This is a genomic window from Stenotrophomonas sp. YJH_SMC_27, from assembly GCF_059369815.1.
The window spans coordinates 15,488-28,632 of sequence record NZ_JCAFTA010000019.1 but is presented as its reverse complement, the minus strand read 5'-3'; the positions used below and the strand labels follow the sequence as shown (position 1 = coordinate 28,632).

Here is a 13,145-nt window from a genome sequence, read left to right as displayed (position 1 = left end):
GTACGTGGCACGCCAACGCACGGGACTTCGCCGCCGCCCCGCGCATGTCATCGCAACCGTAACCGAACACCGCCGCCGGCACCCAATCGAGTGATGAGGAGAGACATCATGAACACCCGCAAGACCCTGCTTTCGGCCGCCATCGTCAGCTGCATCGCCTTCAGTGCGCACGCGCAGCAGGCGGCCCCGACCGCCACCGATCTGGACACCGTGACCGTTACCGGCATCCGTGGCTCGATGGAAAAGTCGCTGGACACCAAGCGCGAAGCCAATGCGCGTGTGGAAGTGGTCACTGCCGAAGACGTGGGCAAGCTGCCCGCGCATAACGTGGCCGATACCCTGCAGCGCCTGCCGGGCGTGAACATCAGCTCGTCCAGCGCCGATGAAGGCGGTTTCGACGAAGCCGACCGTGTCAGCCTGCGCGGCACCAGCCCGAGCCTGACCCAGACCCTGATCAACGGCCACAGCGTCGGCTCGGCCGACTGGTTCGTGCTCAGCCAAGGTAGCAATGTCGGCCGCAGCGTCAGCTACACCCTGCTGCCGTCGGAACTGGTGCGCTCGGTGGAGGTGAACAAGTCCTCGCAGGCCAAGCTGCAGGACGGCGGCACCACCGGCACCGTCAACATCCTCACCCGCAAGCCGCTGGAATTTTCCAAGCAGATCACCGCTGAAGCCTCGATCGGCGCGGTGCGCTCGGACCAGGCCAAGTCGACCGACCCGCAGCTGTCGGGCCTGTTCAACTACAAGAACGACGACGGCACCTTCGGCGTGATGGTGCAGGGGTTCAGCCAGAAGCGTGAACTGCGTCGTGAAGCGCAGGAAATCCCGTCGGGCTTCTTCAAGATCGACCCGAACGGCACCGTAGCCAAGTCGAACCCGGACCTGGCCGGTGTCTATGCGCCCGCCCTGCTCGGCTCGACCCTGTTCGAGCAGACCCGCGAGCGCAAGGGTGGCCTGATCTCACTGCAGTTCAAGCCGGCCGACAATCTGACGCTGGGCCTGGAAGGCTTCAGTTCCAAGATGGAAGCCAACAACTACAACCGCAACTTCATGTTGTGGGGTAGCAAGATCATGGGCGACGACAAGGACGACGCCGGCGTGATCACCCGCCCGGGCCAGGCCCCGCTGCCAGGCTATGTGGTCAAGGATGGCGTGCTGACCAACGCCAACTTCGCAGGCGTCGCCGGTACGCCGTACGCGGTGTACGACATGATCTACCGCGAGGCCACCGCCAAGAGCAACTACATCACCCTCGATGCCGACTGGCAGATCAACGACAGCCTCAACGCCAAGTTCCAGGCCGGCAGCACCAAGGGTACCGGCACCACGCCGCGCCAGTTCATCGCGGAAGTGACCGTGGCTGACGGCGGCGGCGCCAACTGGACCACCCACGGCAACGGTTCGCCGGTGGACTGGAACGTCGGCGGCGACATCAGCCCGAACGGCGTGACCAGCTTCGGCACCTGGGGCAACCAGGAAGTCACTGCCGAAGACAAGGAAAAGTGGTTCACGGCGGACTTCAATCAGTACTTCAACGATGGCGGCGTGCTGAACTCGCTCGACTTCGGCGTGCGCTATGCCGACCACAAGCGCGAGGCGCTGTCGCCGGAAGGCGCAACGCCGGGCGCGATCTGGGACGCACTGAAGGGCGCCCCCACCGGCAGCTTCCCGGGTGGCTTCGCCGGCGGCATCGGCGGCAATTTCCCGCGCAACATCTGGTACTACACCCCCGGTGCGCTGAAGGACGCAGTGCTCAACAACTCCACCTGGCTGGCCGGCAATGACGGCCCGACCGGTCGCCACAACTATGGCGCCGAGTGGAAGGTGGCCGAAAAGAACTTCGCCGGCTATGTCCAGGCCAACTTCAGCGGCGACCGTTGGAGCGGCAACGTCGGCCTGCGCTACGTCAACATCAAGCAGGACATCGACACCTACCAGGCGGTCAGCGATATCGCCAACGCCGACGTCAGCAGCCTGTTCGGCAAATGGAAGGCGCTGTCGTTCGAAAACAAGCACGACCGCATCCTGCCCAGCGCGAACCTGAAGTTCGATCTGGCCGATGACCTGGTGTTCCGCTTCGCCGCGTCGCAGACCCAGACCCTGCCGGACTTCTCGGCACTGGGCGCATCGTCCTGGGGTTCGGACCTGACCAAGGTCGGCGGTGGCGGCAACCCGAAGCTGAAGCCGGTGCTGTCGACCAACTTCGACGCCAACCTGGAGTGGTACTTCATGCCGCGCGGCCTGGTGTCGCTGGGCGCGTACTCGATGAACCTGAAGGACTACGTGGCCTTCGGCACCCAGACCCAGATGCTGTACAGCGAGCTGAGCAACCAGCTGGAGGCCTACCAGGTCGCCGTGCCGGTCAACGCCGACGGCAAGGTCTACGGCATGGAGTTCGCCTACGAACAGCCGCTGGGTGAGAACTTCGGCCTGAACGCCAACTACACCTACGCCGACGGCAGCACCTCCCACACCTGGGAAGACGGCAGCAACAACCTGCTGGGTACCTCGAAGAACACCTACAACGTGGGTGCCTACTTCGAGAATGATACCTTCGGTGCGCGCGTCAGCTACACCTACCGGTCCTCGTTCCTGATCGGTCTGAAGGGCGCGAGCCCGTACTACCAGGATGATTTCGGCACACTGTCGCTGTCGCTCAGCTACAAGGCGACCGACTGGATGAGCGTGAGCTTCGATGCGCTGAACCTCAACAACCCGACCCTGAAGTACTACCAGAGCGCCTCGATCCCGAGCGCGTTCTATGAGAACGGTCGCCAGTACTACCTCAACTTCCGCTTCAAGTACTGATCCAGCGGCGGCAACATCGCCGAGTCGTGCACGCACGCCGGGCCTGGTCATTCCGGGCCCGGCGTTTTTCATGTATAGCGTTCATCGCACCGTTCCAAGGAGTCGTTCCGATGGTCAAGCCTTCCCGCGCCCGGATGCGCAGCGCGCTGCTGGGCAGCCTGATTGCCCTGCTGCCGGCACTGCCGGCGCTGGCCGCCGATCCCACGCCGGCCACCGAAGCACCCGGCCCGCAGCTGCGCACCGGCAGCCTGATGCTGATTCCCGCGCCAGCCACCGTGCAGCGCGGCCAGGGCAGCGGCATCACCGTACGCGCCGATACCGCGCTGCACGCCGAAGGCGAAGCCGCGCAGCGCGTCGCCACCCAGTTCACCGACCTGCTGGCGCGCAGTGGCGGTCCGCGCCTTACGCCGGCCAAGGGCAAGACGGCAGCCGCCCCGGGCGGCATCCGCTTCCAGATCGTGCCCACCTTCCGTGACAGCGGCGAGAGCTACACGCTGGAAAGCACCGCGCAGGGCGTGGTGATCCAGGCCGGCAACGAAACCGGCCTGTTCTACGGCGCAACCACGCTTGCCCAGCTGGCCACGGGCGGAAGCAACGGCGTGCTGCCCGCGGTACAGATCCAGGACGCGCCGCGCTTCAGCTGGCGCGGTTTCATGCTCGACTCGGCACGGCATTTCCAGAGCCTGGACGAGATCAAGCGCGTGCTCGATGCGATGGCCGCGCACAAGCTCAATACCTTCCACTGGCACCTGACCGATGACCAGGGCTGGCGCATGGAGATCAAGCGCTACCCCAAGCTGACCGAGGTGGGAAGCTGCCGCCTGCCGGCGGGTGATGGCGGCGTCGATCCGGCCAATGGCCAGGAGCATCCGTACTGCGGCTTCTACACGCAGGAGCAGATCCGCGAAGTGATCGCCTATGCCGCCAAGCTGCATATCCAGGTGATTCCGGAAATCGACGTGCCCGGCCATGCCACCGCCGCGATTGCCGCGTACCCGGAACTGGGTTCGATCGACACCCCGCTGAAGCCGATCAGTGAATGGGGCGTGTTCCCGAACCTGTTCAACGTGGAAGACAGCACCGTCACCTTCCTCGAGAACGTGCTGGAAGAAGTGATCGAACTGTTCCCTGCGAAGTACGTGCACGTGGGCGGCGACGAGGCAGTCAAGGACCAGTGGGAAGCCTCGAAGCAGGTGCAGCAGCGCATGCGTGCACTGGGCATCAAGGATGAAATGGCCATGCAGAGCCACATCATCAAGCGCCTGGAGACCTTCCTGGAGAAGCACGACCGGCGCCTGATCGGGTGGGACGAAATCCTCGAAGGCGGCCTGCCACCGCAGGCCACGGTGATGTCGTGGCAGGGCACCGAAGGTGGCCTGGCCGCGGCCAGTGCTGGCCATGACGTGGTCATGTCGCCGGTGGGCTACCTCTATCTGGATTACCTGCAGACGGCCTCGCCGAACGAACCGCCGGGCCGCCCGGCCCAGGTCAACCTCGGCAAGCTGTACAACTACGAGCCGGTGCCGGCCGAGCTGGCGGCCGACAAGCGCCAGCACATTCTCGGTCTGCAGGCCAACATGTTCACCGAGCACACGCGCACCTACGCACGCCTGCAGCACAACCTGTTCCCGCGCCTGGCGGCAGTGGCCGAGACCGGCTGGAGCACGCCGGAACATCGCGACTTCCGCGATTTCCTCGCGCGCCTGCCCGCGCAGCTGCAGCGCTACCGCGCCTGGGGCCTGGCCTACGCGCAGACCCCGTTCGAAGTGGGCGTGGACTACACCAACAACCGCGCCGCCAACACGGTGACCGTGTCGCTGGCCAATCCGCTGGGCTATGAAGTGCGCTACAGCACCGATGGCCAGCCGGTGACGGCGCAGTCGCCGCTGTACCAGCAGCCGCTGACCGCGCAGCTGCCCGCTACCGTGCAGGCCGCCGCGTTCTACCAGGGCCAGATGCTGGCGGCGAAGCCGACGGTCGCGGCGTTCAGCGCACAATCGCTGCTCAGCCGCCGCAGCGATGAGCTGCTCAGCTGCGTGGGCAAGAAGGGGCTGGTGCTGCGCCTGGAGGACGATGGCCCGCGCGAAGGAAATCGCGCGGTGTTCAACGTGGATATCTTCCAGCCCTGCTGGCGCTGGCCGCAGGCGCAGCTGGACGGCGTCGGCAGCGTGGAAGTCCGTGCCGGGCGCATCCCCTACTACTTCCAGCTGGCCCACGACGAGCCGAAGCGTCGCTTCGAAAAAGCGAGGCGCGCGCATGGCGAGATGCAGGTGCGTCGCGGAGATTGCAGCGGCAAGGTGCTGGCCGAAGTACCGCTGCCGGCCACGCCCGATGCCGATGGCTTCGTGACGCTGCGTGCGGCGCTGCCGAAGGGGACGCAGGGCACCGGTGACCTGTGCATCAACTTCACCGGCGACACGCGCCCGGCGATGTGGGTGCTGGATGAGGTCACGCTCAGGTAGGTGCCAACCTTGGTTGGCGCTTTGCGGCCGGATCCACGCATGGCGTGGATCTACTGTAGAGCCGAGCCCATGCTCGGCTTTCCGGTTGAAAGGCAGCCGAGCATGGGCTCGGCTCTACAGGAACCTCACCCTCGCCAGCGCAGCAGCAGGTCGCGCAGCGGGGTCAGGGCCGTGACCATGCCGACCAGCACGCCCACCGTGTTGGCGATGGCGTCCATCGGGTCGGCCATGCGGTTGCTGGTCAGTGCGCCCTGCGCGAACTCGATGCCGATGCCCATCAACACCAGGGCCACGCCCACCCACAGCAGCGGCCTGCCGCGGCGGAACAGCTGCACAGCGCTGCCGGCCAGGATGAAGTAGGCGACGAAGTGCTCGCCCTTGTCGCTGTTTTCCGGCAACGGAATCGGCGGTGGCGGGATCAGGCAGACCACAATCACCAGCAGCACGGCCAAACCCCACAGCACGGCCCAAAACCGCGGCCGCCGCAGCGGCTTGATCACCGGCAACACCTCGCTCACAGGCGCCAGCTCAGGTCACCCAGTTCGAAGGCCGGTTCGAAATCGACGCCACGCTGCAGGCCGATGGCCTGGAAGCGCTCGCCCATCTCGGTCGGCAGGGTCAGCTTCTTCACCTGGTCGCGCAACTGGATGCGGCCGACCTCGTCGGTGCGTTCCTCGGCCAGCAGCAGCACCTGGTCCAGGCCGTTGCCGAGCAGGAAGCTGGCCTGGCTGCAGTAGCCCGCCAGCTCGAAACCGCCGTGCATGCCGGCCTCGGCTATCGCGGTGAAATCCACCGACGCGGTGATGTCCTGCAGGCCCGGCCAGCGGTGCACGTCGTTGTGCACGTGGTGGCGGTAGAACGCGCGCACGGTGCCCTCATCGCGGTCGTGCTGGTAGAACTCGCTGCGACTGTAGCCGTAGTCGACGAACAGCATCGCACCACGCTGCATGCCACCAGCCACCGCCTGCAGCCAGTACGGCAGCTGCGGCAACACTTCGGAACGGTAGCCCTCGGCGAAAGGCTTTTCCAGGTAGCGCTCGATATGGCGCACCGCACCGTTGAGCAGGATGTCGGCCGGCTGCGCACCACGGATGAAATTGCCTTCGGCGTCCAGCTCGACGGTTTCCTCGTAGACCTCGCCATCGCGGATCAGGAAGCGCGGGGTCGGCAGCGCGTCGATCACCTCGTTGGCGAACACCACGCCTTCCCAGTCCTCGTCGAACGGGCGGTCGACCCAGTCCACGCGCGCGGCCAGCTCGGCCGGCAGGTTCTGCTGCAGACGCTGCTGCTGGCGCTCGCGCAGATCGGCACTGGGTTCGAGGATGGCATAGCGCGACGGCAGCGCATCCAGCTCGGCCAGGCGCAGCAGCACTGCCTCGGCGAAGGCGCCGGTGCCGCCGCCCAGCTCCAGCATCCGCGCCTGCGCGCCGAGCTGGGCGAACACCGGCGCCAGCGCATTGGCCACGCTGCCGGCAAACAGGCTGCCAAGCTCGGGCGCGGTGGTGAAGTCACCACTGCCACCGAACTTGCTGGCGCCGGCGCTGTAGTAACCCCAGCCAGGGGTATACAGGCACAGCTCCATGAAGCGCGAGAAGGGCATCGCCCCGCCCTGGGCAAGGATCTCGGCGCGCAGGGCGGCGGCCAGCTGGTCGCTGTGGGCCAGGGCATCGGCTTCGGGCAGGGGGAAGGTGGGCTGCATGGCGTCTTCGAATGCGGTGACAATGGTGCACAGGATAGCCGAGCCTTGGAGGACCCTCGATGAGCGATACCCACCCCGTGGTCCTGATCACCGGCAGCGCGCGCCGGATCGGTGCGGCCATCGCCCGCCAGTTCCACGCCTGTGGCTGGTCGGTGGTACTGCATGCCAACACCTCCAGCGCCGAACTGCAGCAGGCCGCGTTCGATTTCGACAATGTGCGGCCGGGCAGCGTGCTGGCCCTGCAGGCCGACCTGCGTGACGCCGACGCCCTGCCCGACCTGGTGGAACAGGCCGTCACCCACTTCGGCCGCCTGGACGCGCTGGTCAACAACGCCTCCAACTTCTTCCCCACCCCGCTCGGCCAGGTCACCGCCGAGGCGATGGACGCACTGTATGCAGTCAATGCACGTGCGCCGCTGCTGCTGTCACAAGCGGCGGCGCCCTACCTGCGCCGCCAGCAGGGCTGCATCGTCAACCTGACCGACCTGCACGGCACCGATCCGATGCGCGACCACATCGCCTACACCATGGCCAAGGCCGCGCTGGAGATGGCCACCCGCGCACTGGCACTGGAGCTGGCGCCGAAGGTGCGGGTCAACGCGGTGGCGCCGGGTGCGATCCTCTGGCCGGAACAGGGCAAGGACGATTTCGCCCGCGAGGCGCTGCTGGCGCGCACGCCGCTGGCGCGGATCGGCACGGTCGAGGAGATCGCCGAAGCGGTCTACTGGCTGGTGGCCGAAGCCAGCTTCGTCACCGGCCACACCCTGCGCGTGGATGGTGGGCGCACCGTCAGCTGAAATCTTGCCGGCCAGCGGCCGGCACCACCGGTAGCGCCGCGCCATGCCCGGCGAGCGCAGCGGCAACAACAACCCATCATTCCAGGTCCACCACCTCGAACGCCTCGCCAAACTGCGCGTGCGCCCGCCACAGCGTGGCCAGGTCCTGCCCGCTGACCGGGTCGATGAAGCCCGGCGCGATGTCCGCCAGCGGCTTCAGCACGAAGGCATGCTTCAGTTCCGGGCGCGGAATGCGCAGGTGGCCGGGGCCTTCCACCACCAGGTCGCCGTAGAACACCACGTCGATGTCCAGGGTCCGGTCGGAGAAGCGCGGCCCGCTGCGATCGCGGCCGTGCGCGTCTTCCAGCGCGTGCAGCCAGTCGTCCAGTTCCTGCAGCGGCAGGTCGGTGTCGATCGCCACGGCGTTGTTGAGGAAGGCCGGGCCGTCGAAGCCGACCGCGGCAGTACGGTAGGCCGGCGACACCCGCAGCGCGCCGAAACGCTCGCGCAGGGCCGTCACCGCGGCGTGGAGGTAGCGGCGGGGCTGGACGTTGCTGCCCAGGCTCAGGAGCACGGTGGTCATGCGGTTCAGGTGACGGCACTTGGGGGGCGTGGACATGCCGTCGTCACGGCGGCCTGCCTACAATCCGGGACGCACATGATAGGGCACCGACATGACCTATTGCGTTGGAATCGAGGTGGACGAGGGCCTGGTCTTCGCTGCCGACACCCGGACCAATGCCTCGCTGGACGATGTGCGCGTGCATCGCAAGCTGCACGTGTTCGAATATCCCGGCCAGGCAGCCTACGTGCTGATGGCGGCTGGCAACCTGGCCACCACCCAGCTGCTGGTGTCGCGCCTGGGCCGCGACGCCGCAGAGCGGCGCGTGCCCAACCTGCGCGACATGACCCACCTGTTCGAAGCCGCCGCGTATGTGGGTCAGCTGCTGGTGGACAGCCAGGTGCACAGCAGCCACAGCGAACACGGCCATGACGGGGTCAACACCCAGGCCACGCTGATCTTCGGCGGCCAGATCGCCGGCGAGCGGCCCGGGCTGTACATGATCTACCCGCTCGGCAACGCCATTGCCGCCTCGCCGGAGACGCCCTACCTGCAGATCGGTGAATCCAAGTACGGCAAGCCGATCCTGGATCGCATCCTCAGCCCGACCACGCGGCTGGAGGACGCCGCGCGCACGGCCATCGTCTCGCTGGACTCCACCATCCGGTCCAACCTGTCGGTGGGCCTGCCGATCGACCTGGCGCTGCTGCGCGACGGTGAACTGCGTATCGGCCGGCAACTGCGGCTGGGCGCGGATTCAGCGCTGTATGCCGATATCCACCAGAACTGGTCACGGCGCCTGGAACAGGCGGTGGACGCCCTGCCGCGGTTCCCCTGGGAAACCGTGGATTGATCGACCTGACCTGCCGCCGGGCATGGCCCGGCGCTACCGAAGGCGGTGGGTAGCGCCGGGCCATGCCCGGCGATGCTTACTCAGCCCAGCGCTTCGGCCACGGCGCGGAATACCTGCTGCATCTGCAGCGGCTTGTGCAATACATGCACCTCCACTCCGGCCGGGAAGGCGTCGGCCGAGACCGGCACCGCAGGGTCTTCCAGCACCAGCGCCGGGCCGCGGTAACCGAGCGCAGCCATCTCGCCCAGCAGCTGGCTGGCCGGCAGCAGCTTGGAGCCGGCATCGGCAATCACCAGCGCCGGCATTGCCTCCTGCTGCATCCAGCGCAGCGCCGCCGGGCCATCGGAGGCCAACTGCAGCTGGTAGCCCTGGCTGGACAGCGCGTTACCGAGCAGCGACAGGCGCGTGGCTTCCCCATCGACCACCAGGATCGACTGGCCGCTGCCCAAGGCCACCAGCTGTTCGATCGGCTCGCTGCCGTCGATGATCTCGTGCATCGGCAGGCGCAGTTCGAAGCAGGTGCCCTGTCCCGGCTGGCTGCTGACATGGATGCTGCCACCAGCGCCCTCAACAATGCGCTTGCAGGAGATCAGGCCCAGGCCAGTGCCATCTGCCTTGGTGGTGAAGAATGGATTGAACAGGTGCGACAGCGTGTCCGCATCCATGCCAATGCCTTCATCGGCAACGCAGATACGCATCCAGTCCACGCCATCGCGCTGGCCGGCATGGCTGGCGGTCAGGCTCAGTCGGCCGCCGTTGGGCATCGCCTGGATCGCATTGAGTGCCAGGTTCAGCATGACCTGCTGCAGTTCGGTGTAGTTGGCATCCACTACCAGGCCTTCGTCCTGCACCTGCAGTTCCAGGCGCACGGCATCGGGCACGTTGCTGCGCAACAGCAGGGCCACCGCATCGAACAGGCCCTTGATCTCGATACGCTCGCTCGGCTTGCGCGAACCGCGCACGAACGACAGCATCGATTCGGCCATCTCGTGGCCGCGGCGGCCACACTCGGCGATGACGTCGGCCAGGTGGTGCAACTGCGGATCGTCGGTACGCGCCTTCAACAGGTCCGGCATGATCAGCAGCGGCTGCAGGATGTTGCGCAGGTCATGGCTGAGGCCGGCGGCGAGCAGCGACAGGCTTTCCAGGCGCTGCGCGCGCATCAGTTCGGTCTCCACCCGTGCGCGCTCTACGGCGCTGCGGGCATCGCGGATCGCACGCGCCACCGCCGACGGCAGGCGCGCCGGCTGGTGCTTGATGATGTAATCGTTGGCGCCTTTCTGCAGCGCCGCCACCGCGTTCTCCTCACCCATGGTGCCGGAGACGAAGATGAAAGGGACTTCCGGCGCCGTCTCGCGCACGATGCGCAGCGCATCATCACCGGAAAACCCCGGCATGCTCAGGTCGGACAGCACGATGTCCGGCTGGAACGCGGCCAGTGCCTGGCGCAGCTCCGCCTCGCTCTCGACGCGCTCGAAACGAGCGTCCAGGCCCGCATCGAGCATCTGTTCGGACATCAGCTCGGCATCTTCCGGTGAGTCCTCCACCAGCAGGATGCGCAGCGCCCCCAGGGCAGGACCGGTCAGGGGCATGGGCTCACTCGAGTTCCGGTGCCTGGTTGATCAACGCCCAGAACTTGCCCAGGGTCTGCACCGCACCGAAGAACTGGTCCACGTCCACCGGCTTGACCACGTAGGCATTGACCCCCATGTCCCAGCTGCGGGCCAAATCACTTTCCTCGCGCGAGGACGACAGGATCACCACCGGCAGGCGCTTGAGTTCTTCGTGCTCGCGGATCTGCCGCAGCACTTCCAGGCCGTCCATGCGCGGCATCTTGATGTCCAGCAGCAGCACCGCCGGCAGGCCTTCCTCGCGGTTGGCGAAGGCGCCGCGGCGCAGCAGGTAGTCCATCACTTCCACGCCATCCTCGACGTGCACGATGGGATTGGCCAGACGCGCCTCTTCCAGGGCGTCGATCGCCATTTCGGCATCGGCCGGGCTGTCTTCGGCGAGAAGAATGGTGCGCAGAGTCGTCATGCAGAGGGACCTTGTTTGTCCGCGTCGGTCGCGGGGGGCAGGTAGAAGTGGAAGGTGGCGCCGACGTCCGGTTCGGCCTCGGCCCAGATACGGCCGCCATGGCGGGTGAGCACGCGACGGACGCTGGCCAGGCCGATACCGGTTCCGGGGTAGTCGCTGGCCTTGTGCAGGCGCTGGAACACACCGAACAGCTTTCCGGCATAGGCCATGTCAAAGCCTGCACCATTGTCGCTGACCGTGAACTGATGGCCGCCGTCGGGCTGGGGCTGGTAATCCACGCGGATCTTCGCCGGTTCGCGGTTGCCCGAGTACTTCACAGCGTTGCCAAGCAGGTTCAGCCAGACCTGGCGGATCATGTTCTCGTCACCCACCACGATCGGCAGCGGCGCGATGTTCCACTCCACCTGGTGCACGTGGCCGCTGGCCTCAGCCTCGGCCTGCAGATTGGAATCGAGCATGGCGCGGGTATCGGCCACCAGCGACTGCATGTCCACCGCCTGGTGCCGCATTGCCGCACGGCCCAGCCGCGAATAGACCAGCAGGTCGTCGATCAGCGCGGCCATGCGCCGCGCCGAACTGGAGATCACTTCCAGGTAATGGCGGCTCTTGTCATCGGCCGCATCGCCGAGATGGCGCGACAGCTTGTCGGAGAATCCAGCCACGTGGCGCAGCGGCGCCCGCAGATCGTGCGAGACCGAGTAACTGAAGGCTTCCAGTTCCCTGTTGACCTCGGACACCTGTGCAACCTTGCCTTCCAGCTGGCGGTTCAGTTCCTCCACACGCAGCTGCACCGCACGCTGCACGGTGACGTCGCTGACCGTGAGCAACACCACTTCGTCATCGGTGTCCGGCAGCGGCATGCGCCGAGCGTTGAGCAGCATGTAGCGCACCAAGCCATCGGCGGTGCGCTGTTCATGCTCGAAGTCCCAGAGTTCCCGGCCGCGCAGCAGCACATCGGACAGTCGCTGGCGCATCACCGGGTCTTGCCACGCACCGTTGCCGACGTTATCCAGCACCAGGCCCTCGGCGCGCTCATCCTGCAGACCATACAGCTCGGCGAAAGCAGGATTGTGCAGCTGCACGCGCAGATCGCGGTCGAGCAGCACGATCGGCTCGCGCACCGTCTGCAGCACCGACGCTGCACGCGCGGCCGAACGCAATGACTGCCGCTCGGCGTGCAGGCGTCGGCCGATCTGCCGCTGCAGCAGCCACAGCACCAGGCCGAGCAACGCCAGCTGGACCACCAGCGAACTCCACGACACCAACTCGGTCTGCTTGCGCTGGCGGGCGGCCTGCTCGGCGCGCTGTGCCAGCAGCTTCTGCTCGCTGGCCTGCAGTTCCTCCACCAGCCCGCGGATCGGATAACGCGTGCTCAGGTCCTGCACCAGCTCGCGCTGGTCACTGTTGGGCTCTGACTTTGCCAGTTCGCGGGCAAGCGCCATGCGCCCTTCCAGCATCGACTCGATGCGGCCGATGCGGATCAGCTGCTCAGGATTGTCGCGGGTCATCCGGCCCAGTTCAGCCAGGCGACCGGGAAGTTCATTGGCTTTGGCCATGCGCTCGCGCAGGCCAGGCGCGTCCACGCCCTTGGACAGGGTCAGCGCGGCCGATTCGACATCGCGTACATCGGCCTGCAGCTGCTGCAAGGCCACGCCGACAGCCTGGGTATGATTGACCCAGGCCATCGCATCTTCGCTGTCCTGCTGCAGGTGGCGCAGTGTCAACCACGGCACCACGATGATCGCTGCGGCGGCCAGCGCCAGGGCGGGCATCCGCCAGCGGTCCCAGATGTCATCACTGAAAACCAGCGCCATAGTTCCTCATCAACACGGCCGCAAAGCATGGGCCGTACCCGGCCCCAGTGCGGCGGAACCGGCAATATAGCGCAGGCGGGTCAAAACTCTGGAGTTTCCAGCGCCGCTGGCTGAACGGCTGGTACTTCGGCGCT

10 protein-coding genes are annotated in these 13,145 nt (G+C 66.6%); 4 read left to right on the top strand and 6 right to left on the bottom strand.

Translation table 11 applies throughout. The annotated features are described in order from the left end of the window. Positions 1 to 108: 108 nt before the first annotated feature. Both AC5P7R_RS20440 and AC5P7R_RS20435 read left to right on the top strand, forming a co-directional pair. Entirely contained in the window at positions 109 to 2,808 is a 2,700-nt protein-coding gene (locus AC5P7R_RS20440; protein ID WP_021204672.1) for a TonB-dependent receptor, read from the top strand. Positions 2,809 to 2,918: 110 nt separating this feature from the next. Further along, on the top strand, positions 2,919 to 5,270 hold the full coding sequence (locus AC5P7R_RS20435) for a family 20 glycosylhydrolase (RefSeq protein WP_111098689.1): 2,352 nt from the start codon (positions 2,919 to 2,921) through the stop codon (positions 5,268 to 5,270). 125 nt (positions 5,271 to 5,395) lie between these two features. Here AC5P7R_RS20435 and AC5P7R_RS20430 read toward each other — a convergent pair whose 3' ends face one another. Continuing rightward, positions 5,396 to 5,788 carry a VanZ family protein gene (locus AC5P7R_RS20430; protein WP_227854287.1) on the bottom strand — a complete coding sequence of 131 codons (393 nt, stop codon included), beginning with the start codon at positions 5,786 to 5,788 and terminating at the stop codon, positions 5,396 to 5,398. Beyond that, positions 5,785 to 6,969, bottom strand: coding sequence for a class I SAM-dependent methyltransferase (locus AC5P7R_RS20425; protein WP_227852058.1), 1,185 nt, complete (start codon positions 6,967 to 6,969; stop codon positions 5,785 to 5,787). The genes AC5P7R_RS20430 and AC5P7R_RS20425 overlap by 4 nt, the downstream gene beginning before the upstream one ends. Before the next feature lie 59 nt (positions 6,970 to 7,028). On the opposite strand from AC5P7R_RS20425, the gene AC5P7R_RS20420 reads away from it, so the two are divergent. Beyond that, complete coding sequence (locus tag AC5P7R_RS20420; RefSeq protein ID WP_019660663.1) at positions 7,029 to 7,766, top strand: pteridine reductase; 738 nt, start codon at positions 7,029 to 7,031, stop codon at positions 7,764 to 7,766. Between the two features lie 76 nt (positions 7,767 to 7,842). Here AC5P7R_RS20420 and folK read toward each other — a convergent pair whose 3' ends face one another. After that, on the bottom strand, positions 7,843 to 8,328 hold the full coding sequence (gene folK, locus AC5P7R_RS20415; RefSeq protein WP_134731692.1) for a 2-amino-4-hydroxy-6-hydroxymethyldihydropteridine diphosphokinase: 486 nt from the start codon (positions 8,326 to 8,328) through the stop codon (positions 7,843 to 7,845). 91 nt (positions 8,329 to 8,419) lie between these two features. On the opposite strand from folK, the gene AC5P7R_RS20410 reads away from it, so the two are divergent. After that, a complete protein-coding gene (locus AC5P7R_RS20410; protein ID WP_021204677.1) occupies positions 8,420 to 9,160 on the top strand; it encodes a proteasome-type protease in 741 nt (246 codons plus the stop codon). Positions 9,161 to 9,240: 80 nt separating this feature from the next. On the opposite strand, the gene AC5P7R_RS20405 is transcribed toward AC5P7R_RS20410, so the two are convergent. Genes AC5P7R_RS20405 through AC5P7R_RS20395 form a run of 3 tightly spaced genes read right to left on the bottom strand, consistent with a single transcriptional unit; the run spans position 9,241 to position 13,011 of the window. Then, positions 9,241 to 10,752: an ATP-binding protein gene (locus tag AC5P7R_RS20405; RefSeq protein WP_019660666.1), complete on the bottom strand. Its 1,512-nt coding sequence runs from the start codon at positions 10,750 to 10,752 to the stop codon at positions 9,241 to 9,243. A gap of 4 nt (positions 10,753 to 10,756) precedes the next feature. Then, a complete protein-coding gene (locus AC5P7R_RS20400; RefSeq protein ID WP_005411057.1) occupies positions 10,757 to 11,197 on the bottom strand; it encodes a response regulator in 441 nt (146 codons plus the stop codon). Continuing rightward, positions 11,194 to 13,011, bottom strand: a complete 1,818-nt coding sequence (locus AC5P7R_RS20395; RefSeq protein ID WP_019660667.1) for a sensor histidine kinase — start codon at positions 13,009 to 13,011, stop codon at positions 11,194 to 11,196. The genes AC5P7R_RS20400 and AC5P7R_RS20395 overlap by 4 nt, the downstream gene beginning before the upstream one ends. Positions 13,012 to 13,145 lie beyond the last annotated feature (134 nt).

Coding starts and splice junctions, on each gene's coding strand:
- AC5P7R_RS20400 (WP_005411057.1), bottom strand. CDS start 11,197: ATGACGACTCTGCGCACCATTCTTCTCGCCGAAGACAGCCCGGCCGAT.
- AC5P7R_RS20395 (WP_019660667.1), bottom strand. CDS start 13,011: ATGGCGCTGGTTTTCAGTGATGACATCTGGGACCGCTGGCGGATGCCC.
- AC5P7R_RS20425 (WP_227852058.1), bottom strand. CDS start 6,969: ATGCAGCCCACCTTCCCCCTGCCCGAAGCCGATGCCCTGGCCCACAGC.
- folK (WP_134731692.1), bottom strand. CDS start 8,328: ATGACCACCGTGCTCCTGAGCCTGGGCAGCAACGTCCAGCCCCGCCGC.
- AC5P7R_RS20435 (WP_111098689.1), top strand. CDS start 2,919: ATGGTCAAGCCTTCCCGCGCCCGGATGCGCAGCGCGCTGCTGGGCAGC.
- AC5P7R_RS20420 (WP_019660663.1), top strand. CDS start 7,029: ATGAGCGATACCCACCCCGTGGTCCTGATCACCGGCAGCGCGCGCCGG.
- AC5P7R_RS20405 (WP_019660666.1), bottom strand. CDS start 10,752: ATGCCCCTGACCGGTCCTGCCCTGGGGGCGCTGCGCATCCTGCTGGTG.
- AC5P7R_RS20410 (WP_021204677.1), top strand. CDS start 8,420: ATGACCTATTGCGTTGGAATCGAGGTGGACGAGGGCCTGGTCTTCGCT.
- AC5P7R_RS20440 (WP_021204672.1), top strand. CDS start 109: ATGAACACCCGCAAGACCCTGCTTTCGGCCGCCATCGTCAGCTGCATC.